The organism is Micrococcus sp. H39-S4 (genome assembly GCF_027158145.1).
In the GTDB taxonomy this organism is placed as follows: Bacteria; Actinomycetota; Actinomycetes; order Actinomycetales; family Micrococcaceae; genus Micrococcus; species Micrococcus luteus.
Window position 1 is genome coordinate 1 of sequence record NZ_JAPVLT010000005.1, and the last position, 23,152, is coordinate 23,152.

Below are 23,152 nucleotides of genomic sequence, written 5' to 3' on the forward strand. Positions count from 1 at the left end.
CCCATCACGGTGGCCAGCACCACCACCCAAACGGGCAAACCAGCTGGCCACCAGTGGGCAGTTCTGATGGCCACCAGCGGGAAGAAACACTGGCCGCCTATGGGCAGAACTCAATGGCCCTTGACAGCTGTGGCAGCGCAGGTCCTCGTGGCGAGCGCCGCGGGACCAGCGGGCCATCTCGATCGCGTCGAGGACCATCTCGGTGCGCATGTGTGACGCGCACCGCCACCCGACGATCATCCGGGAGAACGCGTCGACGATGAAGCAGACGTACGCGACGCCGGCCCACGTCGGCACGAACGCCAGGTCGGTGACCCAGAGCCGGTTCGGGGCAGGCGCGGTGAACTCCCGCTTCACGAGGTCCGGGTGCCGCGCCGCGGTCGGATCTGGCCGGGTCGTCTTCACCCGCTTCGACCTGGTCGCGCCCTTAATCCCTGCGGCGCGCATGAGCCGGCCCGTCTGATCTCGGCCGATGTCGATCCCGGCGCGACGCGCGGTCTTCCAGAGCTTTCTGACCCCGTAGACGCGGTAGTTCGTCTCCTAGAGCTCGACCAGCTGCGGGATCAGCTCCTCGTCCCGCACCGCGCGAGCCGAGGGGGCGCGGGTCTTGGCGGCGTAGTAGCTGCTCGGAGCCACCTGCAGCAGCCTGCAGATGAGCTCGACTCCGAGCCGGCGAGCGTCGACCAGGTCATCCTTGTTCGCGTCGATGAACGCGACTACTTCCGGTAGTGGCGGTCGAGCTCCGCCCCGAAGAAAGACGCAGCACGCTTGAGGACCTCGTTGGCCCGCCGCAACTCCCGGACTTCCTGCTCCAGTTCACGCACCCGCCGCGCCTCAGCGCTGCTCACGCCAGAGGTGACGCCGTCGTCGATGTCGGCTTGCTTGACCCACATCCGCACGGACTCGACCCCGTACCCGAGCTGCGTCGCGACCCGATTGACGGTCCCATGCTCGGTCCCCAGCTCGGCACGCAGCGTCCTCACCATCCGGACCGCCGCGGCCTTCTCCTCCGGCGAATACCGACGCGTCGTCGGCTTCCCCGCTGTCTGCTCTTTCGGCATAACTCCATCCTCGTTTCCAAGGTCAGGAGTCTCCAACAAACCCAGGGCGCTTCAATCGGTCAGGAAGGCAGCAGGAGCACCTTGATGTCGTAGTCGAGCTTGCAGAGATAGAAGATCAACTCGACGACGGGACGGTGACTATCCCAGCGGGGCTGTGAGGGGCCGATCTCGCAGAACCTTGCGGCAAACTCAACCTTCTCGCGCGCGGCCGGGATCGATGCGCGGAAGGCCGCTTCATCCCATTGCTCTTCGCTCATACTCCCGACCGTAGCGGTGAGTACCGACACGGCCGTGGGAGCTCTCAGCCCCAGAAGATCGGATCCTGGTGGCTGCCGATGTAGTCGAGCAGACTCTGGACGTTCTTCGTCGGGCGCCTCTTCGTGTACTCGTGGAACTTCATGTGCCGGTCACGCCAGTAGATGCTCCACTGGCCGGTCTTGACGGTGTATCGCAGGCGCGCGACCGGGAACCGCGTCCAGTCGCCCTGCCCGTCCCACGGCGGCCGCGTCTCGATGATCGTGACGTGCCGGTCGGCGATCTCGGCTTCTACTCTCACCTGATCCCACAGGTGCTCGGGCACGCGTTCACGGCACCAGCGGCCGATGCGCAGCAGGTCGGTCTCGGGCATAGCCATGGTCAAGTCCTTTTGAGTGGTGTATCGAGGCTTTGTCGGGTTCCTCGTGGTCGGGTGGGTTGTCAGGCGGCGAGTGCCGCGTGGCCGGGGTCGTCGGTCATGGTGTCGCTGACCTGTAGGGCGGCTTGTTCAGCCGCGGCTTTCGCGGCTGCTTCGGCGAGCATCGTGTCGGTCGCGGTCAGCAATTCCAGGCTCATGTAGCGCCGTGATTCGGTCCATTCGTCGTGCTGCTCGGCCAGCACCGCGCCGAGGAGTCTAATCACCGCGACTCGGCTGGGGAAGATGCCGACGACGTCGGTGCGTCTCCGGATCTCCTTGTTGAGCCGTTCGTTCGGGTTGTTCGACCAGATCTTCTTCCACACCTCCTTCGGGAACTTCGTGAACGTGAGCACCTCATCGCGGGCGCCCTCGAGGTGCTCGGCAGCGGCCGGCAGATGGGTGGCCAGGCTGTCGATCATGTGCTCGTACTGGGCGATCACCGCCTCGACGTCGGGCTGGGTGTAGACGCTGTGCAGCAGCGCTTTCACCGCGGGCCACTGCGACTTCGGGCACACCGCCATCAGGTTGGCCGCGTAGTGGGTGCGGCAGCGCTGCCACTGCGCCGTCCCGAACACCGCCCCGGCCGCTTCGACCAGCCCGGCATGGGCATCGGAGGTGATCAGCTCCACCCCCGACAGGCCGCGGGCAGCCAGATCACGGAAGAACCCGAGCCACCCCTCCCTGGTCTCCGCGGTGCCCAGTTGCAGGCCGAGGATCTCGCGGTAGCCGTCGTTGTTGATGCCGGTGGCGACCATGGCGGCGACCTTGACGACCCGGCCGTGTTCACGCACTTTGAGCACGAGCGCGTCGGCGGCGACAAACCGATACGGCCCAGCATCGAGCGGCCGGGTGCGGAACGCTTCGACCGGTGCATCCAGGTCTTTACTCATCTCTGAGACCTGCGATTTCGACAGGCCCGTGATGCCGAGAGTCTGCACCAGTTTGTCCATCCGGCGGGTGGAGACGCCGAGCAGGTAGCAGGTGGCGACCACCGTGGTCAGCGCTGCCTCGGCGCGGCGGCGCCGCTCCAGGAGCCAGTCGGGAAAGTAGGTGCCTTCGCGCAGTTTCGGGATCGCGACGTCGATGGTGCCGGCGCGGGTGTCCAGGTCCCGGTGCCGGTAGCCGTTACGCCGGTTGGTGCGCTCATCCGAGCGGGCGCCGTAGGCGGCGCCGCACACGCTGTCAGCCTCGGCCGACAGCAGGGCATTGATGAAGGTGGTGAGCATCTGACGCATCAAGTCCGGCGAGGCCTGGGTGAGCAGATCGGACAGAAACGCCTGGGGGTCGATATCGTGGGGAGCGGTCATCGCGGGTGTCCCTTTCGAGTGGGATGTGAGAGTTTCCTCGAAAGCCTCCCGCGGTGACCGCTTCTACTTCGCGGTCGACACGCCAACCGGAGTCAACGTGCTGCGGGATTCGTACACCACTCTGCCGGACGCAACTGCGCCGCACCCTCCACACCGGGATGAGCCTGCTGACCGACCGCCAAAAAGAACACCTCAGCGTCCTCTTCGCCCACGAGAAGCACGCCGCGGTCGAAGCGGCCTGGGAGATCTACCAGGCCATGGTCGCCGCGTATCGAGAATTCGACCGCGCAAAGGCTAAGGCCAAGATGGAGAAGGTGATCGCGGCGCTGAGCAAGAAGGTCCCCGACACCCTCGAGGAACTGGGCAAGCTCGGCCGGACACTGACCAAACGCGCCGCCGACGTGCTGGCGTTCTTCGAGCGACTGGGCACCAGCAACGGTCCGACGGAGGCGATCAACGGCCGGCTCGAACACCTGCGCGGCTCCGCCCTCGGCTTCCGCAACCTCACCAACTACATCGCCCGCAGCCTCCTCGAATCAGGCGGCTTCAGACCCTTGCTACACCCTCAAATGCGATGAGCCTCGAATGCAGGATCTTGTGCCGACAGCGGCGCACGATGGTCGCGGGGATCTCGAACAACCGTGCGCGAAACCGTTTGGGCTCCCAGCGACGTGCATCATGGCCGGCCAGCGCGATGGCCTGCATCCAGGCGACGATGACGCCGGCGAGCTGGACGATCTGGCACCAGACCTGGTTCTGCGCGAATCCCTGCAGCGGGAACTTCATCAGGCCCATGTCCTTGGCGTTGCGGATCCGGTCCTCGCAGCGCGCGCGGCGGCGGTGACGCAGCTCCAGCACTGGAAGCTGGCCGCGTGGGGCGTTGGTCGCGAACGCAGTGATCCGCATCCCTTTGTGATCGGTGATCCGTAGCTGCACTCCGGGGTGGGGGCGTTCCTTCCTTACGGTTACCCGCATTCCGGGGGCCACCCGGGCAGGTCCAGTAGTCCGGTCAGTTCCGCGACCCATGCCCCATCGCGGATCCCTTCGGTGTCGGTGTCGTAGGCAGGAGTCCACGCCTTCGCCTCATCAATACGTTCCAACAGGTCAGGAGTGTTCGCGGGGAGGGTGAACCCGACTGAGTAGGCCAGACGCTGCCGCTCCAGCCAGCCCGCGAAGTCCTTGGGGCCGCCGGCCCCGTCGGTGCGAATCAGGACCTTTTTCGATCCCCGCCCGCCCCGGCCCAGCAGGGCCGGTGGGAGCTGCGCAAGGGCCAGACGGGTGACGGCGATGTGATCGCTGGCGGTGTTCGAGCCCGCGTTGCCGGGGCGAAGGTGGATCGCGAGCGGTTCCCCGGTTCCTTCGCTGCCGTGGTCCAGGAACGCGTACAGAGGGTGGTAGCCGAAGCCGCGTTTGAACGTCGGGGCGGCTTGCTCCTTCTCACTGTGGACGTTGATCAGGGTGGCGTCGAGGTCGATGACCAGCGGGGTCTTCGCGCTCGTCCCCTCGGCCGGGGAATGCTCGCCGGCCAGGGCCCAGGCCTGCTCGCGCGCGGTCCTGCGAGCCCTGGCGATCGCGGTCATCACGGCGGGCGCGTCCTCAGCGAGGGTGGTGAGCGTGCGGGAGATCGTTGGGGCCGAGGCGACGTCACCGAACAGGCCCGGCTCGCACCGCAGCAGGTCGGTGTCACGGGCGACCTCCCCGCCCACCGCGAGAGTCATCGCTAGGGCGTGTCTGAGAATAGATGCACGAGTCAGCTGAGACCCTGGGGACATGTCCCGGTTCCAGATGCTCTCTGACGCCCAATGGGAGTTGATCGCCCCGATGCTCCCGACCCGGACCGGCCGCGCCGGCAGGCCGTTCGCCGACGCCCGCACCATGGTGGAGGCGATCATCTACCGATACAGGTGCGGAATCGCTTGGAGGGATCTGCCCGAGGTCTACGGGCCCTGGCAGACCGTGTGGACCTGGCATCGGCGCTTGGCCGAAGAAGGCACATGGGACACGGTGCTGGCCACGCTGACCGCCGCCGCTGACGCCGAAGGCCTGATCGATTGGTCGGTCTCGGTGGACTCCACGATCGCCCGCGCGCATCAGCACGCGACGAACATCACCCGCCTCACAGGGGGATGGGTCGAACTACAAGAATCCGCGTGAGGAGCCGGCCGATCACGGCATCGGGCGCTCCCGTGGCGGGCTGAGCACGAAGATCCATCAGCTCGTGGACGGGACCGGGCTGCCGCTGGTCAGCCTGATCACCCCCGGCCAGGCAGGGGACTCCCCGATGCTGCTTCCTCTTCTGGAGCAGCTGCGCGTGACCCGGCCAGTAGGGCGGCCCCGGACCCGCCCTGCGGCGGTGCTGGGCGATAAGGCGTACTCCTCCCGGGCGATCCGCACTCACCTACGTGCCCGTGGGATCAAAGCGGTCATCCCCGAACCGGCCGACCAGCAGGGCCACCGCAGACGGCGCGGTGCCCGCGGCGGGCGCCCCGTCAGCCTCGACGCGGACGCCTACAAGGGCCGCAACGTCATCGAGCGTCAGTACGCTCACCTGAAGCAGTGGCGGGGTCTGGCGACCCGGTATGACAAGTACGCGATCATCTACAGGGCCGCTGTGGTCCTGAATGCTGTGCTCGCATGGTCAAAACGATTGTCAGACATGCCCTAGGTCCAGCAGGACCTTGGAGGCGTGATGCTCGGCCAGCGGTTTCGTCCATGAACCCAACGCTTCACGCAGCGAAGAGGCGAGGCCGGTGGCGTGGATCGTGTCGGTCAGCAGCACCGCGCCCGCATGCGAGGCCGCCGGGACCTCAGCGACGTCCACACGCGGGCGGGGGTAGAAGAACACGGTAGGGTGGGACACCTGAAAGGTGCTCCTTCCGGCCAGGGATTACGAGACTCGACACCCCGTATCATCCCAGGCCAGGAGCACCTTTCTCTATGACGCCCACCCGTCGAGACCACACCCCAGTGAAATCTCGAGGTCAGCGGGTGCTCGTGGCAGGGCCTGAACTGTGGTCCGTACACTCCTACTCATGGATGCGCTTGATATTGGACGGATCGTGGCCGGACTGGTGCTGCTGGTCTTGGGTGGGGAATTTTTGGTGCGTGGGGCGTCAGCACTGGCCGGACGTTTCGGGATTTCGTCATTGGTGATCGGTCTCACCGTAGTGTCAGCGGCGACGTCGGCACCCGAGTTCGCAGTGAGCGTCGGTGCTGTACTGCGTGATGAACCGGGGCTTGCCGTGGGCAATGCGGTTGGCAGCAACATCATTAATGTCCTGCTCATCCTGGGACTGTCCGCGCTGGTCGTTCCCCTCGCTGTAAAGCGGAGGCTGATCCGCTTTGACCTGCCCCTGATGGTCGTCTTGTCAGTTCTACTGCTCCTTGTGTCCCTGGATGGGAGGATCAGTGCGGTGGACGGGCTGATACTATTTTTCGGTGTGGTGGTCCACACCATAATGTCCGTGGTGATTAGTCGGCGGGACGCCAAGACCGCGGTGAATGCCCGGGAAGGGACAGGAGATTCGGCAACCGTCGATCCAGCCGACGAGGAAGGGGCTGCGCTAGGCGCCTCGGTCAGCAGGTCGCTCTTCTTTGTGCTGCTGGGGGTCGCGTTGCTGGTCGCCGGTGCCACGCTGCTCGTGGAAGGAGCAGTGAACATAGCCACCACGTTGGGCGTAAGCAGCCTCGTGGTCGGACTGACCGTTGTGGCTGTCGGGACATCGCTGCCCGAGCTGGCGACGTCCATCATTGCCGTGCGTCGCGGTGAACGCGACCTAGCGGTGGGCAACGTGGTCGGCAGCAATATCTTCAACATAGGGGTAGTGCTAGGACTAACCGCGCTCATCTCTCTTGAGGGCATTCCCGTATCCGGCGCCGCAGTGGCCTTCGATATCCCAGTAATGCTGGCGGCCGCAGTGGCACTACTGCCGATCGCGTTCACGGGCTTCGCGGTGGCGCGTTGGGAGGGCGGCTTGTTCGTGGTTTTGTACGCCGCCTACACCGGATACCTTGTGCTGGCTGCCACAGCGCACGATGCACTGGAGGGATTCACCGTAGCCATGGCGTGGTTCGTGCTGCCGTTAATCGCACTGACGCTCATTTCCTTTACAGCCTACGAAATCGGGCTCCGCAAGGGACGCCGAGACCTGGACCAGACCACGACTTCGACGTAGACCGTCGAGTGCATTCGGCTGCTGGCTTCATTCAGGTCGTCGGCTGAATGTAAATCGGCAAGAGATGACTGTCGGTTGGTGGTGTCATAGCGTCGTAGCAACACTCCCGGTCGGTGGGGGCTCGAGGCGAGGAGGCCTGGGATGGTGCGGCGGCGACTCACGTTCACGGAGCGGATGGAGATCTCGACGGGATCGAAGGCCGGGTGGGGAGTCCGGAAGATCGCGTCTCACCTGGGTAGATGCCCTTCGGTGGTCTCCAGAGAGCTTCGACCGAACTCGACGAAGACGCGCGGCTATCAAGCCGTGACCGCGGACGTGAAAGCGCAACGCCAGCGCTCTCGCCCACAGGTCCGGAAAGTGGCAAAGGACCCGGTACTCGAGGCCCGCGTCAACGCCGACCTCGCAGCGTCATGGATGCCGAACGAGATCGCGGGTCGCTTGCGTCTGGAGGCCGCAGACCCGACCGTTGAACGCATGGCGAACTCTCCCGACGCTCAGGGCCGTGAGCCGCCCCCTTCATTCGGTCCGGACGTTCTGTGAGTCGTCGGTTTCCATTTGATGGGTGCACTGCCGAGCGTACTCGGCTGGGGTTAGGTAGCCGAGCGAGGAGTGCCGGCGGTGGTGGTTGTACTCGTCCTTCCAGTCGCCGATGATGACCTGTGCGTGCAGCAGCGAGTAGAAGCTGTTGATGTTGAGGCACTCGTCGCGGATCCGGCTGTTGAACGACTCGACGTACCCGTTGCGCCACGGCGAGCCCGGAGGGATGTAGGACAGGCCGGTGCGGGTGCCGGCCCAGTCGGCCATCGCCTCGCTGATGAACTCCGGCCCGTTGTCCGACCTGAGCACCGCCGGGGCGCCCCGGGCGGCGACGAGGTCCTCGAGGTGGGCGGTGAGTCGGTCGGCGGTAATCGAGCGCTCCACGAGCCCGCCGATGCACTCCCGGGTGTGTTCGTCGACGATCGAGCAGATCTTGATCGGTCGTCCGTGCTCGTCGGCGTCGAACTGGAAGTCCACCGCCCACACCACGTTCGGCGCGTCCGCCGTCGGCGCGTCGACGGTCGAGGACCCGACGCGCTTGCGTCGACGCCGCTGCGGGACCCGGAGCCCTTCGTCACGCCACAGGCGTTGGATCTTCTTGTGGTTCACCACCCACCCCTCGGCGCGGGCGTCGTGATACGCCCGCCGATACCCGTAGCGGGGATGGTCCTTCGCCCAGGCGCGCAGCCACTTCCTGAGCGCCCGATCCGGGTCCGCGACCGTGTCGCCCTTGAGCGGTCGCCGGTACGCGGAGCGGCTCAGCCCGACCAGACGGCACGCCATCCGTTCGCTCACCCGCAACTTGCGCTTGAGGTGATCGACGGCGGCGCGGCGCCTGTCCGGGCTTAGAAGTTTCCCTCAGCCAGCTCCTTGAGCGCGGCCTTCTCCAGCTCCGCTTCCGCGAGCAGACGCTTCAGGGTCGCGTTCTGCTTCTCCAGCTCCTTCAGGCGCTTTGCGTCGTCGGCCTTGAGGCCGCCGTACTGGTTCCGCCACCGGTAGTACGTCTGCTCGGACACCCCGAGCTCCCGGCACACCGCCGCGACGTCCTGACCATCGGCGAGCATCCTGTCGGCCTGCCCGAGCTTACGGACGACCTGCTCGGGGGTGTGACGCTTCCTGCTGTTCGTCATGATCTGACCAGTCTCCCTGCCCGCGACCGCGGGCAACAGGACGACTCTCATAACGACTGGACCTACGAAACGGGGTCAGCCCAGGCGGTCGCCCGGGCTCCGCGTCGACTCGCGTGCCGTGGCCAGGAGCTCGGCCAGTTCCGCGGTTCTCCGCGCTTGTTGGCAGTAGTTTCGCAGCAGCCCGACCACATTCACGAGGCCGGAGTCCTGCAGCGCAGGGCTCCGGCTTCGTCGTACCCGGGGCCGGGCCACCTTTGCCGCCACTCCCCGTCGGTCGGGCGGGCGGTTCAGGCTGCGAACAGCACGTGCGTGTCCGGCACGACGGCCCGGCCGCCGAGGGCCCTGAGTTCCAGCAGGCAGGCCGCGCCCACCACCTCCGCACCCCGTGCCTCGATGAGCCGTCGGCCGGCGGCGAGGGTGCCGCCCGTGGCGAGGACGTCGTCGAGCAGGAGCACCCGTGACCCGGCCCGCAGGTCCTCGGAGACCTCGATGCTCGCGGTCCCGTACTCCAGCGTGTAGTCCGCGCGGGCTGCGGGCGCCGGGAGGCGCCCGGCCTTGCGCAGCGGCACGAGGCCGGTGCCTGTCAGGACGGCGGCCGCCCCGGCGAGCAGGAACCCGCGGGCCTCGAGGCCGGCCACGAGGTCGAACCGCCCCTCGAACGGCGCCACCAGGGCCTCAACACACTCCCTCAGGGCGCGGGCGTCGGCGAGCAGGGGCGTGATGTCCTGGAAGGCCACGCCCGGGCTGGGATGGTCGGGGACCACACGGATGAGCGAGCGGGCACGGGCGATCTCGGAGGTGACGGACACGGCCTCCACTCTAGGACGTACGCCGCCCGGGCCGCGGATGTGATCGGCGTCATCGGGCGGGGAGTTTGCTCTGGCTCCCTCAGGGGAGGACAGTAGATCGGTGGAAAATCCCCAGAATCCTCTCGCGGGCCGCGTGCCCGACGTCGAGCCGTCCGCCCGCGTGGCGGCGTCGACGGCCACCCGTCCCGACGACGCCACCCCCGACTGGCGCGGCCGCCCGTTCCTCGGCCAGCCCGGCCCGCTGGCGAACCTGTTCTCCGTGGAGCTGTGGGAGCGCTTCTCCTTCTACGGCATGCAGGCGATGCTCGTGTACTACATGTCCTGGACCGCCGCGGAGGGCGGCCTCGGGATCGACCCGGCCGTGGCCACGGGCATCGTCGGCGCCTACGGCGGCATGGTGTACGTGTTCTGCATCCTCGGCGGCTGGGTCGCCGACCGCCTGCTCGGTTCCGAGCGCACCATGTTCGTCAGCGCCGTCGGGATCATGTTGGGCCACATCGCGCTGGCCCTCGTCCCGGGCGTCCCGGGCCTGACCCTGGGCCTCGTGCTCGTCGCCGTCGGTTCGGGCGGCCTCAAGGCCAACGCCACGAACCTCGTCGGCTCCCTGTACTCCCGCGAGGACCCCAAGCGCGATGCCGGCTTCTCCATCTTCTACATGGGCGTGAACATCGGCGCCCTCTTCGGCCCGCTGCTCACCGGCCTGGCGCGCGACACGATGGGCTTCCACGTGGGCTTCGGCCTCGCCGCCGCCGGCATGGCCATCGGCCTGACGCAGTACGCCCTGACCCGCAAGAACCTGCCCACGGACGTGCACCGGGTCCCGGATCCGCTGCCGCGGTCGCAGTACGGCCGCTGGGGCCTGATCGGCCTGGGGATGGTCGCCGTCGTCGTGGCCCTGTTCCTCACGGACGTCATCACCCTGGACAACCTCTCCGACGCCGTCGTCGTGCTCGCCGCCGTCGCGGCCATCGCGATCTTCGCGGTCCTGCTGACCTCGACGAAGGTCTCGGAGGAGGAGCGCTCGCGCGTGAAGGCGTTCATCCCGCTGTTCATCGGCACGTCCGTGTTCTTCGCCCTCTTCCAGCAGCAGTTCACCGTGATCGCGCTGTACTCCGAGCACCGCCTCGACCGGAACCTGTTCGGCTGGCTCATGCCCATGGAGTGGGTCAACTCCATCAACCCGATCTTCATCATCGTGTTCGCCCCGGTGTTCGCCGCGCTGTGGACCAAGCTGGGCACCCGCCAGCCCGCCACCCCGGTGAAGTTCGGCATCGGCATCGTCCTGATCGGCATCGCCTTCCTGCTGTTCATCCCGGTGGCCGACATCGCCGCCGTGCCGCTGCTGTGGCTGACGCTGATCCTCTTCGTCTGCACCATGGGCGAGCTGCTCGTCTCCCCGGTGGGCCTCTCCCTGGCCACCAAGGTCGCCCCGCGCAGCTTCCCGGTGATGATGGTGTCGCTGTACAACCTGTCCGTCGCCCTGGGCACGGCCCTGGCCGGCTCCCTGGCCGGCTCCTACTCGGAGCAGAACGAGGTGGGCTACTTCGGCACGATCGGTGCGGTCACCCTCGGCGTGGGCCTGATCGTGCTGGCCATCGCCAAGCCGGTGCGTCGCGGCATGCGCGGCGTGCTCTGAGCACGCCAGTGGCGCGAATCACGCGCCGCTCGGTAGTCTGCGAGACGACGTCATCCCTCCCGACCACACAAAGGACGCGCACTCCATGAGCTCCATCCCCGAAGGCCTGAAGTACTCCGCCGAGCACGAGTGGATCGCCGAGGCCGGTGCCGCCGGCACGGTCCGCGTGGGCATCACCGACTTCGCCCAGGATGCGCTGGGTGACGTCGTGTACGTGGACCTGCCGGAGGTCGGCACCGAGGTCACCGCGGGCACCGCGGTGGGCGAGGTCGAGTCCACGAAGTCCGTCTCGGACATCTACGCCCCGGTCTCCGGCACCGTGGCCGCCGTCAACGACGAGCTCGACGGCGAGCCCGGCCTGGTCAACTCCGCCCCCTACGAGGGCGGCTGGCTGTTCGAGATCACCCTCGCGGACGAGGCCCAGCTCGAGGGCCTCATGGACGCCGAGGGCTACGCCTCGCACACCAGCTGAGCCCCGTCCGCCGGCGCCCCGCCGCCGGCCGGCGGGGCGACGGCGTCCCCTTCGTCTCTCCCTCCGGCGCCGCGGCGCCGGCCCCCGCACAGGAGCACCCCATGAACCAGCCCGGACGTGAACCGGACCTGTCCACATCCGCCATCAACCTCACCGAGCTGGCGCCGCTGGTCTCGGCGGACCTCACCCGTGAGGAGTCGGACGCGATCCGCGCCCTCCCGGCCGGTTCCGCGCTGCTGCTCGCCCACGAGGGCCCGGACCAGTCGGCCCGCTTCCTGCTGGACGAGGACGTGGTCTCCGTGGGGCGCCACCCGGACGCGGACATCTTCCTCGACGACGTCACCGTCTCCCGTCGTCACGCGGAGTTCCGGGCCGAGGACGGCGGCCACCGGCTCGTGGACCTGAACTCCCTCAACGGCACCTTCGTGAACCACGACCGCGTGGACGAGATCCTGCTGCGCTCCGGGATGCACGTGCAGATCGGCAAGTACCGGCTCACGTACTACGCCGGGCCGGCGCGGGGCTGAGCCGTCATCCTCGTGACCGATCCGCGCCCGCGCCCCGACGCCGTCCCCACCGCCCGCCCTGCGGGCCGGCTGGGCATCGGCGAGGTCGTAGCCTCCCTCGAAGTCGAATTCCCCGGCGTCACCGCGTCCAAGGTGCGCTTCCTGGAGGAGCGTGGCCTCGTGCTGCCCGAGCGGACCAGCGCCGGCTACCGGCGCTTCCGGCCCGAGGACGTGGACCGGCTCCGGTTCGTCCTCGCCCTGCAGCGCGACCACTTCCTGCCGCTCAAGGTGATCGCCGAACACCTGGCCGCGCTGGACCGCGGTGAACGCCCCACCGGCCTGCCCGGAACCGCGGCGGCCCCGGCGTCCTCGGACGCGGAGCGGCTCGGCCGCGAGGTCGCCGGGGGCCGCCGGTCGTGGACCCGTGCCGAGCTCGCCGCCGAATCCGGGGCGGGCGAGGAGCTGCTGGCCGAGCTGGATCAGTACTCGCTCCTGCCCGTCGATCCCGACGGCGGCTACCCGAGCCACGCGATGGACGTGGCCCGGGCCGCCGTCGTGCTCGCGGGCCACGGCCTGGAGCCCCGGCACCTGCGCCCGCTGCGGGCCGCCGCCGACCGCGAACTGGGCCTGGTGGAGCGTGCCGTCGCCCCGCTGCAGGCCCGCCGCGACGCCGGCACCCGCCCCCGCGTGGCCCGCTCGGCACGGGAGATCGCGCAGGCCAGCCTGCGGCTGCACGCGGCCCTCGTGGCCGAGGGGCTGGAGCAGTGGGATGACTGAGCCGCGCCCCGTGCCCGCCGACGACGTCGGCGACGTGCCGCTCTCCGTGCTCGGCGTGCGCGTCGAGCTGCCCGAGCAGCACCACGTGATCCTGCTGGTGGATCCGCCTGGCCGCACGATGGTCCCGCTGTGGGTGGGCGCGCCCGAGGCCGCCGCCGCCGCGCTCGCGCTCGAGGGCGTCCGCGCGCCCCGGCCCCTCACCCATGAGCTGCTCCTGGCCGCCGTCGACGCCCTGGGTGCCGAGGTCGTGCGGGTGCGGCTCACCGAGGTCCGGGGCGAGGTCGTGCACGCCGAGCTCGTGCTCTCCACGGGCGCCCGGGTCGACGCCCGCGCGTCGGACGCCGTCGTGGTCGCCCTGCGCGCCGACGCCCCCGTGCTCGGCAGCCCCGCCGTGCTCGCGGACGCCGGCATGCCGGCGCGGACGGGGGAGGAGGACGCCGGCCAGGAGCGCGCCGTCGAGGACTTCCGCGACTTCCTGGACACGGTGCGCCCCGAGGACTTCGCCTGAGCGGAGCCGGGGCGACACGGCGCGGCCTCGCCGCCGGCTTCGTTGACCGCCCCCGGACCCGCGCGTACCTTCGAGGGGAAGAGGGCCCCGCCACCCGGGGCGCCTCCGTCGCCCTCCCCACGGTCACCGGGGAGCGCCGCCACGGTCACCGGCGGCACACGACGGTCGCGTCCCCCTCCCCGCACCGGGGGCCCCGCACCAGGAGGTTCCCCGTGACACCCACTGCAGGTCCTGGCCGGCCCCCCGCGCTCGGCACCCAGGGCACGCTCTTCGACGAGGGCGCGACCCGGGGCGACGACGTCGGCTTCCGCGGTCCCACCGCGTGCAAGGCCGCCGGCATCACCTATCGCCAGCTCGACTACTGGGCCCGCACGGACCTCGTGGTCCCCACGGTCCGCAGCGCCTCCGGCTCCGGCTCCCAGCGGCTCTACTCGTTCCGCGACATCCTCGTCCTCAAGGTGGTCAAGCGCCTCCTGGACACCGGCGTCTCGCTCCAGCAGATCCGCACCGCCGTGGGCCACCTGCGCGAGCGGGGTGTCGAGGACCTGGCGCAGATCACCCTGATGAGCGACGGCGCCTCGGTGTACGAGTGCACCTCGGCGGACGAGGTCGTGGACCTCGTCCAGGGCGGCCAGGGCGTCTTCGGGATCGCCGTCGGCCGCGTGTGGCGCGAGGTCGAGGGCAGCCTCGCCGAGCTGCCCCGCGAGAGCGTGGTCGGGGCCCCCGAGCCGGGGGACGAGCTGGCCGGGCGGCGTCGGGCCCGCCGCTCCGCCTGACCCTCCTCCGCGGGGCGCCCGCGGCCGACGCCGGCCCCGGCACGAGGCCGGGCCGGCGTCGGCGCCCCACAGCGCCGAGTCAGTCATCTTTCGTCTCGCAGCGGTGACTGTGCGCGACATGAGGCGGAACTCCGGCGCGGTGTGACACACTCCCAACCATGACCGCACCTGTCGAGAACTTCACCCCTCCAGAGGACGCGGCCGGGTCGACCGGAGCCGGCGCCGTCTTCTCCAAGGTCTTGGTGGCCAACCGCGGCGAGATCGCCGTCCGCGCCTTCCGCGCCTGCTACGAGCTGGGCGCCCGCACCGTCGCCGTCTTCCCCTACGAGGACCGCAATTCGATCCACCGCCAGAAGGCGGACGAGGCCTACCGCATCGGCGAGGAGGGCCACCCCGTGCGCGCCTACCTCGACGTGGACGAGATCATCCGCGTGGCGAAGGACGCCGGGGCCGACGCGATCTACCCGGGCTACGGCTTCCTGTCGGAGAACGCCGGCCTGGCCCGTGCCGCGGCTGAGAACGGGATCACCTTCGTCGGCCCGCCCGCCGACGTCCTCGAGCTGACCGGCAACAAGGTCGAGGCCCTGCGCGCGGCCAAGCGTGCGGGCATCCCCACCCTGGCCTCCTCGGACCCGAGCGCCGACGTCGAGTGGCTCCTGGAGCAGGCCGAGGAGATCGGCTTCCCCATCTTCGTCAAGGCCGTCGCCGGCGGCGGCGGCCGCGGCATGCGCCGCGTCGAGCGCCGCGAGGACCTGCGCGGCTCCCTCCAGGCCGCGATGCGCGAGGCGGACACCGCCTTCGGCGACCCCACCGTGTTCCTCGAGCAGGCCGTCCTGCGGCCGCGGCACATCGAGGTGCAGATCCTCGCCGACGGCGAGGGCAACGTCGTGCACCTCTTCGAGCGGGACTGCTCGCTCCAGCGCCGCCACCAGAAGGTCATCGAGATGGCCCCGGCCCCGAACCTGGACGAGGAGATCCGGCAGGCCCTGCACCGGGACGCCGTCGCCTTCGCCAAGGAGATGGGGTACGTCAACGCGGGCACCGTCGAGTTCCTCGTGGACACGGCGGGCGAGCGTGCGGGCCAGCACGTGTTCATCGAGATGAACCCCCGCATCCAGGTGGAGCACACCGTGACCGAGGAGGTCACGGACGTGGACCTGGTGGGCGCGCAGCTGCGCATCGCCGCCGGCGCCACCCTGCCCGAGCTGGGCATCACCCAGGACGCCCTCCAGGTCCGCGGCTTCGCCATCCAGTGCCGCATCACCACCGAGGACCCGGCCAACGGCTTCCGCCCGGACACCGGCACCATCACCGCCTACCGCTCGGCCGGCGGCTCCGGTGTGCGCCTCGACGGCGGCACCATCTACGCCGGTGCGGAGATCAGCCCCCACTTCGACTCCATGCTGGTCAAGCTCACCTGCCGCGGACGCGACTACGCCACGGCCGTGCGCCGCGTGCGCCGCGCCCTGGCCGAGTTCCGCGTGCGCGGCGTGGCCACCAACATCCCGTTCCTGATGAACGTGATGGACGACCCGCAGTTCGTCAGCGGCGACGTCGCCACGGACTTCATCGACAAGCACCCCGAGCTGGCCACGGTGAACCGCTCCCAGGACCGCGGATCCAAGGCCCTGCAGTATCTCGTGGACGTCACCGTCAACCAGCCGCACGGCCCGCGCGTCGAGGGCATCGACCCTCGCGACCGCCTCCCCGAGCACCCGGGCGACAAGCACCAGGAGCCGGACCGCTCGCCCTTCGACGGCCCGAGCCGGAACGAGGACGCGGTGCCCCCGCGCGGCTGGCGTCAGGTGCTGCTGGAGCAGGGCCCCGAGGGCTTCGCCCGCACCCTGCGCGAGCAGACCGCGCTGGCCGTCACGGACACCACGTTCCGCGACGCCCACCAGTCCCTGCTGGCCACCCGCGTCCGCACGCGCGACCTGCTGGCCGCCGCCCCCGCCGTCGCGCACACCCTGCCGGGGCTGCTCTCGGTGGAGGCCTGGGGCGGGGCGACGTACGACGTCGCGCTGCGCTTCCTCCACGAGGACCCGTGGCAGCGCCTCGAGCTGCTGCGCGCGGAGCTGCCGAACATCCCGATCCAGATGCTGCTGCGCGGCCGCAACACGGTGGGCTACACGCCGTACCCCACCGAGGTGACGGACGCGTTCGTGGCCGAGGCCGCGGCGTCCGGCGTCGACGTGTTCCGCATCTTCGATGCGCTCAACGACGTCGAGCAGATCACCCCGGCCATCGAGGCGGTGCGTGCCACGGGCACCGCCGTGGCCGAGGCGGCCCTGTGCTACACGGGCAACATGACGGATCCCCAGGAGACGCTCTACACGCTCGACTACTACCTGGGCCTCGCCCGCCGGATGGTCGACGCCGGCGCCCACGTCCTGGCGATCAAGGACATGGCGGGCCTGCTGCGGCCCGCCGCGGCGCGCGAGCTGGTCACCGCCCTGCGCGCCGAGTTCGACCTGCCCGTGCACCTGCACACGCACGACACCGCCGGCGGTCAGCTGGCCACCCTGCTCGCAGCGGCGGAGGCCGGCGTGGACGCCGTCGACGCGGCCACCGCGTCCATGGCGGGCACCACCAGCCAGGTGCCGCTGTCCGCCCTGGTGGCGGCGCTCGAGCACACGGAGCGGGACACCGGTCTCGGCCTCGAGGCCGCCACCGCGATGGAGCCCTACTGGGAGTCCGTCCGCTCGGCGTACGCGCCCTTCGAGGCGGGGCTGCCCGCCCCGACCGGCCGCGTGTACCACCACGAGATCCCGGGCGGCCAGCTGTCCAACCTGCGCACGCAGGCGATCGCGCTCGGCCTGGGGGAGCGGTTCGAGGCCATCGAGTCGATGTACGCCGCGGCCGACGACCTGCTCGGCCACCTCGTCAAGGTCACCCCGTCCTCCAAGGTGGTGGGCGATCTGGCGCTGCAGCTGGTCGGCTCCGGCGTGGACCCGAAGGAGTTCGCGGAGCGTCCGCAGGAGTTCGACATCCCGGACTCCGTGATCGGCTTCCTGCGCGGCGAGCTCGGCGACCCGCCCGGCGGCTGGCCGGAGCCCTTCCGGACCAAGGCCCTCCAGGGTCGCCGCGAGGGCGCGGGCATGGTGGAGATCTCCGCGGAGGACTCGAGCGCCCTCGGCGAGGCCGGACAGACCCGCCGCGGGGTGCTGAACCGCCTGCTCTTCCCCGGCCCCACGAAGGAGTTCGAGGCGCACCGCGAGGAGTTCGGGGACACCGTCACCCTGCACACCCGCGACTTCCTCTACGGCCTCGTCCCCGGGCGCGAGCACGTCATCTCGCTCGGACGCGGTGTGCGGCTGCTCGCCACCCTCATGTCCGTCTCCGAGCCGGACGAGAAGGGCATGCGCACCGTGATGGTCACCCTGAACGGCCAGCTGCGCCAGATGACCGTCCGCGACCGCTCGATCGAGTCCACCGTGCGGACCGCGGAGAAGGCGGACCCCGGCACCCCCGGCCACGTCGCCGCCCCGTTCGCGGGCTCGGTCACCGTCCAGGTGGCCGAGGGCGACGCCGTCGAGGTCGGCCAGGCGGTGGCCACGATCGAGGCGATGAAGATGGAGGCCACGATCACGGCCCAGGTCGCGGGCACCGTGCGCCGCGTGGTCACGGAGGGCGTCACGCCCGTCAACGGCGGAGACCTGCTGCTCGTGATCGAGTGAGCCCCGCGTGAGCCCGCCGCCGGCGGGCCGCCCCACGGGCCCGGACGCCACCGCGTCCGGGCCCGCGCCTATCCTGGAGGGCATGGCCACCGCTGCGGAACACCACGACCTGCTCATCATCGGATCCGGATCGGGGAACTCCCTGGTCAGCGAACACTGGAAGGGCCGGAGCGTCGTGATCGCCGACTCCGGCACGTTCGGCGGCACCTGCCTGAACGTCGGCTGCATCCCCACCAAGATGTACGCCTACCCGGCCGGCCTGGCCGCGCTGCCCCCCGAGGCCCGGAGCCTCGGGGTGGGGCTGGAGTTCACGGGCGCCGACTTCCCGGCCATCCGGGACCGCATCTTCACGCGCATCGACGGCATCAGCCGGGACGGGCTGCGCTACCGCCGGGACGATCTGGACTACACGAGCGTGATCCAGGAGGAGGTCCGCTTCGTCGGCCCCCGCCGCGTGCGCACCGCCTCGGGCCGGGAGATCACGGCGGACCAGGTGGTGGTCGCCGCGGGGTCTCGGCCCACCCTCCCGGCGATCCCGGGCCTGGACCTGCCGTCGGTGCACACCTCGGACACCGTCATGCGACTGGATCGGCTGCCGCGGCGGCTGCTCGTGGTGGGCGGCGGGTTCATCGCCTGCGAGTTCGCCTCCGTCTTCGCCGGGCTGGGGACCGAGGTCGTCCAGGTCAACCGCGGCCACCGGCTGCTCAAGCAGCACGACATGTCCGTGTCCACGACGTTCACGAAGATCGCTGCCCGACGGTGGGACCTGCGCACGGGGTGGACCCCGGCCGGGATCGAACCGGTCGAGGACGCCGAGCGGGCCGCGGACGGCTGGGTCCGGGTGCGCCTGGATCGCGCGGAGGGCCAGGAGCAGACCGGCATCGTGGAGGAGGCCATCGAGGCGGACACGGTGCTGATCGCGGTCGGCCGGACGCCGAACACGGACCGCCTCGACCCCGCCGCCGCGGGACTGGACGTCACCGACGACGGCGTCCTGGCCAGCGACGAGCATCAGCGCGCACTCTCCGACGGTGCTCCGGTGGAGGGGGTCTACGTGCTCGGGGACGTCGCCAACACGTGGCAGCTCAAGCACGTAGCCAATCACGAGGCCCGCGTCGTCGCGCACAACCTGGAGCATCCGGACGATCTCCGCGCCAACACGCTCGGCCCCGTGCCGGCGGCCGTGTTCACCCATCCGCAGGTGGCCTCCGTCGGTCTCACGGTGGAGCAGGCGCTCGCCGACTACGGCGCGGACGCGATCACGGTGAAGACCCAGTCCTTCGGGGACGTCGCCTACGGCTGGGCCATGGAGGACACCGAGGGCGTGTGCACCGTCGTCGCGGAGAAGGCCACGGGACGGATCCTGGGCGGGCACATCCTGGGGCACGAGGCCGCGAACCTCATCCAGCCGCTCGTGACCGGCATGGCGTTCGGCATCGACGCCCACCGGCTCGCGCGGGGCCAGTACTGGCCCCACCCGGCCCTCACCGAGGTCGTCGAGAACGCGCTGCTGGGCCTGGACGTGCCGGACTCCGGTCTGCTCTGACCGGAACCGCGGGGACGACGACGCCCGGCCGCGGGGCCGGGCGCCGTCGTCGAGGGGGCGTTCAGTTGTGCGGGGCGGGCTCCCCGTAGATGTCCGCGATCTGCGCGGCGAAGTCCTTCATGATCGCCGACCGGCGCATCTTCAGGGACGGGGTCACATGGCCCTCCTCCAGGGAGAAGTCGCGGTCGAGGATGCGGAACTCCCGGATCCCCTCGGCGCGCGAGACCAGGCTGTTGGCCTTGTCCACGGCCTCCTGGATGTGGCGGCGCACCGCGTCCTCGCGTGCGGCCGCAGCGACGTCGAGGTCCTTCGGCAGCCCGTTCGCGGCGAGCCACGCGGGCAGGGTGTCGGTGTCGAGGGTGACGATCGCCGCGATGAAGGGCTTGCCGTCGCCGACCACCATCACCTGGGAGACGAGCGCGTCGCTGCGGATCGCGTCCTCGAGCATCGCCGGTGCCACGTTCTTGCCGCCGGCCGTCACCAGCAGCTCCTTCTTGCGGCCGGTGATCGTGAGGAAGCCGTCGTCGTCCAGGGCCCCGAGGTCGCCGGTGCGGAACCAGCCGTCTTCGAAGGCCTCCTCGTTCGCCTCCGGCCGGTTGTGGTAGCCGCGCATCAGCGACGTGCCGCGCGTGAGGATCTCGCCGTCCTCGGCGATCCGCACCTGGTTGCCGCCGAGGGGGTGTCCGACCGTGCCGATCTTCAGCCGGTCCGGCCGGCCCACGGTGATGGGGGCCGTCGTCTCGGTGAGGCCGTAGCCCTCGAGGATGGTCACGCCCACGCCGCGGAAGAAGTGCGCCAGGTCGGTGGAGAGGGGGCCGCCGCCGGAGACCGCGTACGCGAGCCGGCCGCCCATGGCCGTCCGGATCCGGCGGTAGACCAGCGCGGAGTAGAACGCGCGCTGCAGCCGCAGGGGCGCCGTCATCTGGCCCGAGTCCAGCGCCCGGGACCAGCGGATCGCCACGTCCGCGCCACGGCGGAAGATCTTCTCCTTGCCGCCGCTCTGCGCGTTGAGCAGCGCCGCGTTGTAGATCTTCTCGAACACGCGCGGCACGGCCAGCACGAAGCTCGGCTGGAAGGTCTGCAGCGAGACCGAGAGCCGCTTGATGTCCGAGACGTGCCCGCAGCGTGCGCCCGCGGCGACGGTGAGCACCGAGACGAAGCGCGCGAACACGTGCGCCAGGGGGATGAACAGCACGGTGGAGGTGTCCTGGCGGACGACGTCGCCGAGCGAGGAGGACAGGGTCTGGTTGACGAGCTCCGCGAAGTTCTCGTGCGTGAGCTCGCAGCCCTTGGGCCGGCCCGTGGTGCCGGAGGTGTAGATGATGGTCGCCAGGTCGGCCAGGCCGGCGGAGGACCGGCGCGTCTCGAGCTCCTCATCGGTGACGTCCGTGCCCAGGGCGACGAGCGCCTCGAGACCGGAGCCGGGGGCGCCGTCGGCCGGGTCCATCGTCCACAGGCCGATCAGCTCCGGCAGGCCCTCGCGCTGCACCGCGTCCCGCACCGTCTTGGCGAGGTTCTCGTTCCCGGTCACGACGGCGCGCACGTGCGAGTCCTCGATGATCCAGGACACCTGGCTGACGGAGGAGGTCTCGTACACGGGCACGGTGACCGCGCCGGCATACCAGATGGCGAAGTCGACCAGTGTCCACTCCAGGCGGGTGGAGGCCAGGAGCCCGACCGTCTCCCCGGGCTGGATCCCGGCGGCGATCAGCCCCTTGGCCAGGGCCCGCACGCGCTCGCGGGCGTCCCGGGCGGAGACGTCCGTCCACTGGTCCTGCGCGTCGGGCACCGCGAAGAGGCCGTGGTCGGGACGCTCCGTGGCCTGGCGTTCCAGGAAGTCCGTGATGTTCGCCTCCGGGGACAGGCGGGGGTGGTACGGCTCGCTGATCTCGTGCATGGGACTCCTCGGGCGTTGGGTCGGTCCCGCCGACCGGTGGTCGGCGGAACGGAAGTATGTGTGAGTCGTGTCACGCACACTCTACAACCGGCAGCGGTGGGGTCCGGGCGCGACTCAGTGCGTCGTCATGGCGGCGACCGCGCTCCGGCCGTGGTCGATCAGCAGCGGCAGGTCGTGGTCGAGCGTGGCGACGTGGCGGCTGCGGGGCAGTCCCACCACCTCCACGGGGGCCTGGCGCAGGCCCCGCACCAGGGTCCGGTGGCTCGAGGCGGGCACGACGGCGTCGCGGGCGGACCGGTAGACCGTCACGGGAGCGGTGATCCGCGGCAGGGCGCGGCGGGCGGCCCGCTGGATGCGGCCGACGGCGGCGACGCCGGCCACCGGCGTGCGGGGGTAGGCGCGCTCGCGTGCCGTCGGGTCCGCGATGTCGTCCGCGATCGGGGCGACCGTGGGGACGAACGGGGCCAGCAACGGGGCGAAGGGGGCGAGGGGGCTGGCGAAGCGCAGCGCGGGGTTCACCACGAGCACGCCGGCCACGGGTCGGTGGGCCGCGGCGTCGAGCGCGAGGGCGCCGCCCATCGAGATGCCCGCCATGACCACGCGGCCGTGTCGGGCGAGCTCGAGGTCCACGACGGCCCGGACGGCGGCGCGGATCTCGTCCGCACCCGTGGCGGCGAGGTCCTCCCACCGCGTGCCGTGCCCCGGCAGCAGGGGCACGCTCACGGGGGAGCCGCCTGCCGCGAGCCCCTCGGCCCAGGCGCGGACGGAGGCCGGAGTCGAGGTGAACCCGTGCAGGAGCACGACGCAGTGGTCGCGCCGGGCGGGAGCGGCGGGCATGAGGCGCAGGGGCAGGTCTTCGGGGGCGACGGCGACGGGGCGGGGCATGCTCCCAGGGTAAGGCAGGCGGACCGTACGATGGGCAGGCACCCGACCGCCCCGACCGGAAGGCCCTCGTGTCCACGTTCTACTGGTCCGCCAAGACGTTCGCCGTGGCTCCGGCCACCCGCCTGCTGTTCCGCCCCTGGGTGAAGGGCCTCGCGAACGTGCCGGCCGAGGGCCCGGCGATCCTGGCCAGCAACCACCTGTCCGTCTCGGACTCGGTGTTCATGCCGGCCATGCTCGACCGCCAGGTGCACTTCCTGGCCAAGCACGAGTACTTCACCGGCCCGGGCGTGAAGGGGTGGGTCACCCGCCGGTTCTTCGAGGCCGCGAACCAGCTGCCCATGGACCGCTCCGGCGGAGAGGCGTCCCTGCGCTCGCTGGACGCGGGCCTCGCGGCGCTGCGGGAGGGCCGGCTGCTCGGGATCTACCCGGAGGGCACCCGCAGCCCGGACGGGCGGCTGCATCGCGGCAAGATCGGCGTGGCCAAGCTCGCGCTGGCCTCGGGCGTGCCCGTGGTGCCCATCGCGATGATCGGCACGGACCGGGTCCAGCCGATCGGCCACGTGCTGCCGCGGATCCGGCGCCTGGGCATGATCTTCGGCGAGCCGCTGGACTTCTCCGGCCGTGCCGCGGCAGCCGACGACCGCCGGGTGCTGCGGGAGGTGACGGACGAGATCATGGAGGCCATCCGGCGCCTGTCGGGCCAGGAATACGTGGACACCTACGCGGCGGACGTGAAGGCGGGCCGGGTGGCCGCTCCGCCGCGCGCCGGCGACTGAGCGG

At 70.4% G+C, this 23,152-nt stretch carries 18 protein-coding genes, 5 pseudogenes and 1 other annotated feature; of the genes and pseudogenes, 13 read left to right on the forward strand and 10 right to left on the reverse strand.

Going from position 1 to position 23,152, the window contains the following annotated elements:
* Window positions 1-117: 117 nt before the first annotated feature.
* The 4 genes and pseudogenes from O3T09_RS06305 to O3T09_RS06320 all read right to left on the reverse strand — a co-directional run.
* Window positions 118-1,061, reverse strand: a pseudogene (locus O3T09_RS06305) (IS3 family transposase); the annotation flags it as partial.
* Window positions 628-762: a sequence feature (AL1L pseudoknot), on the reverse strand. (Overlaps the previous pseudogene by 135 nt.)
* 59 nt (window positions 1,062-1,120) lie before the next feature.
* On the reverse strand, window positions 1,121-1,318 hold the full coding sequence (locus O3T09_RS06310) for a hypothetical protein (RefSeq protein ID WP_010078466.1): 198 nt from the start codon (window positions 1,316-1,318) through the stop codon (window positions 1,121-1,123).
* A gap of 44 nt (window positions 1,319-1,362) precedes the next feature.
* On the reverse strand, window positions 1,363-1,695 hold the full coding sequence (locus O3T09_RS06315) for a DUF3024 domain-containing protein (protein ID WP_036315702.1): 333 nt from the start codon (window positions 1,693-1,695) through the stop codon (window positions 1,363-1,365).
* Between the two features lie 62 nt (window positions 1,696-1,757).
* On the reverse strand, window positions 1,758-3,041 hold the full coding sequence (locus O3T09_RS06320) for an IS256 family transposase (RefSeq protein WP_100057176.1): 1,284 nt from the start codon (window positions 3,039-3,041) through the stop codon (window positions 1,758-1,760).
* 137 nt (window positions 3,042-3,178) lie between these two features.
* Between O3T09_RS06320 and O3T09_RS06325 the strand changes: the two are divergent.
* A pseudogene (locus O3T09_RS06325) lies at window positions 3,179-3,619 on the forward strand (ISL3 family transposase); the annotation flags it as partial.
* A 7-nt stretch (window positions 3,620-3,626) separates the two neighbouring features.
* Here the strand turns inward: O3T09_RS06325 and O3T09_RS06330 are convergent.
* Window positions 3,627-4,765 (reverse strand): annotated as a pseudogene (locus O3T09_RS06330) (IS1380 family transposase); the annotation flags it as partial.
* 46 nt (window positions 4,766-4,811) lie between these two features.
* Here O3T09_RS06330 and O3T09_RS06335 point away from each other — a divergent pair.
* Window positions 4,812-5,706, forward strand: a protein-coding gene (locus tag O3T09_RS06335; RefSeq protein WP_136940265.1) for an IS5 family transposase whose coding sequence is annotated in 2 segments (ribosomal slippage) — window positions 4,812-5,168 and window positions 5,170-5,706 — 894 coding nt in all. Because the reading frame shifts where the segments join, the coding sequence is not laid out codon by codon here.
* Here the strand turns inward: O3T09_RS06335 and O3T09_RS06340 are convergent.
* Window positions 5,704-5,901: pseudogene (locus O3T09_RS06340) on the reverse strand (IS1380 family transposase); the annotation flags it as partial. The gene O3T09_RS06335 and the pseudogene O3T09_RS06340 overlap by 3 nt on opposite strands.
* 172 nt (window positions 5,902-6,073) lie before the next feature.
* Here O3T09_RS06340 and O3T09_RS06345 point away from each other — a divergent pair.
* On the forward strand, window positions 6,074-7,216 hold the full coding sequence (locus O3T09_RS06345) for a calcium/sodium antiporter (protein ID WP_043282823.1): 1,143 nt from the start codon (window positions 6,074-6,076) through the stop codon (window positions 7,214-7,216).
* Window positions 7,217-7,357: 141 nt separating this feature from the next.
* Window positions 7,358-7,720 (forward strand): annotated as a pseudogene (locus O3T09_RS06350) (transposase); the annotation flags it as partial.
* A gap of 12 nt (window positions 7,721-7,732) precedes the next feature.
* On the opposite strand, the gene O3T09_RS06355 reads toward O3T09_RS06350, so the two are convergent.
* Window positions 7,733-8,883 (reverse strand): IS3 family transposase gene (locus O3T09_RS06355; RefSeq protein WP_206400145.1). Its coding sequence is split into 2 segments (ribosomal slippage): window positions 7,733-8,613 and window positions 8,613-8,883, totalling 1,152 coding nucleotides; the frame shifts between segments, so codons are not numbered across the junction.
* 287 nt (window positions 8,884-9,170) lie between these two features.
* The gene (locus O3T09_RS06360) at window positions 9,171-9,692 is read right to left on the reverse strand and encodes an adenine phosphoribosyltransferase (RefSeq protein WP_043278777.1); all 522 of its coding nucleotides are present in this window, start codon (window positions 9,690-9,692) and stop codon (window positions 9,171-9,173) included.
* Between the two features lie 100 nt (window positions 9,693-9,792).
* Here O3T09_RS06360 and O3T09_RS06365 point away from each other — a divergent pair, with 100 nt between their 5' ends.
* The 8 genes from O3T09_RS06365 (at window position 9,793) to O3T09_RS06400 (ending at window position 19,590) form a co-directional block, all read left to right on the forward strand.
* Window positions 9,793-11,328, forward strand: coding sequence for a peptide MFS transporter (locus O3T09_RS06365; protein ID WP_136939948.1), 1,536 nt, complete (start codon window positions 9,793-9,795; stop codon window positions 11,326-11,328).
* An 85-nt stretch (window positions 11,329-11,413) separates the two neighbouring features.
* Complete coding sequence (gcvH, locus tag O3T09_RS06370) at window positions 11,414-11,800, forward strand: glycine cleavage system protein GcvH (RefSeq protein WP_002854607.1); 387 nt, start codon at window positions 11,414-11,416, stop codon at window positions 11,798-11,800.
* A gap of 101 nt (window positions 11,801-11,901) precedes the next feature.
* Window positions 11,902-12,327, forward strand: a complete 426-nt coding sequence (locus tag O3T09_RS06375) for an FHA domain-containing protein (protein ID WP_002854606.1) — start codon at window positions 11,902-11,904, stop codon at window positions 12,325-12,327.
* A 12-nt stretch (window positions 12,328-12,339) separates the two neighbouring features.
* On the forward strand, window positions 12,340-13,083 hold the full coding sequence (gene ftsR / locus O3T09_RS06380; RefSeq protein WP_136939949.1) for a transcriptional regulator FtsR: 744 nt from the start codon (window positions 12,340-12,342) through the stop codon (window positions 13,081-13,083).
* Entirely contained in the window at window positions 13,076-13,591 is a 516-nt protein-coding gene (locus O3T09_RS06385; RefSeq protein WP_136939950.1) for a bifunctional nuclease family protein, read from the forward strand. Before ftsR ends, O3T09_RS06385 begins: the two co-directional genes overlap by 8 nt.
* Before the next feature lie 212 nt (window positions 13,592-13,803).
* Complete coding sequence (locus O3T09_RS06390) at window positions 13,804-14,367, forward strand: MerR family transcriptional regulator (RefSeq protein ID WP_036384587.1); 564 nt, start codon at window positions 13,804-13,806, stop codon at window positions 14,365-14,367.
* 158 nt (window positions 14,368-14,525) lie between these two features.
* Window positions 14,526-18,044 (forward strand): pyruvate carboxylase, encoded by a 3,519-nt coding sequence (locus O3T09_RS06395; protein ID WP_269295445.1) that lies wholly within the window; start codon window positions 14,526-14,528, stop codon window positions 18,042-18,044.
* Window positions 18,045-18,126: 82 nt separating this feature from the next.
* Window positions 18,127-19,590: a mycothione reductase gene (locus tag O3T09_RS06400; RefSeq protein ID WP_269295446.1), complete on the forward strand. Its 1,464-nt coding sequence runs from the start codon at window positions 18,127-18,129 to the stop codon at window positions 19,588-19,590.
* Between the two features lie 61 nt (window positions 19,591-19,651).
* On the opposite strand, the gene O3T09_RS06405 is transcribed toward O3T09_RS06400, so the two are convergent.
* Both O3T09_RS06405 and O3T09_RS06410 read right to left on the reverse strand, forming a co-directional pair.
* A complete protein-coding gene (locus tag O3T09_RS06405) occupies window positions 19,652-21,487 on the reverse strand; it encodes an AMP-dependent synthetase/ligase (RefSeq protein ID WP_122054385.1) in 1,836 nt (611 codons plus the stop codon).
* Window positions 21,488-21,601: 114 nt separating this feature from the next.
* Complete coding sequence (locus O3T09_RS06410) at window positions 21,602-22,372, reverse strand: alpha/beta hydrolase (RefSeq protein ID WP_060974301.1); 771 nt, start codon at window positions 22,370-22,372, stop codon at window positions 21,602-21,604.
* A gap of 68 nt (window positions 22,373-22,440) precedes the next feature.
* On the opposite strand from O3T09_RS06410, the gene O3T09_RS06415 reads away from it, so the two are divergent.
* Entirely contained in the window at window positions 22,441-23,148 is a 708-nt protein-coding gene (locus O3T09_RS06415; protein ID WP_098092486.1) for a lysophospholipid acyltransferase family protein, read from the forward strand.
* Window positions 23,149-23,152 lie beyond the last annotated feature (4 nt).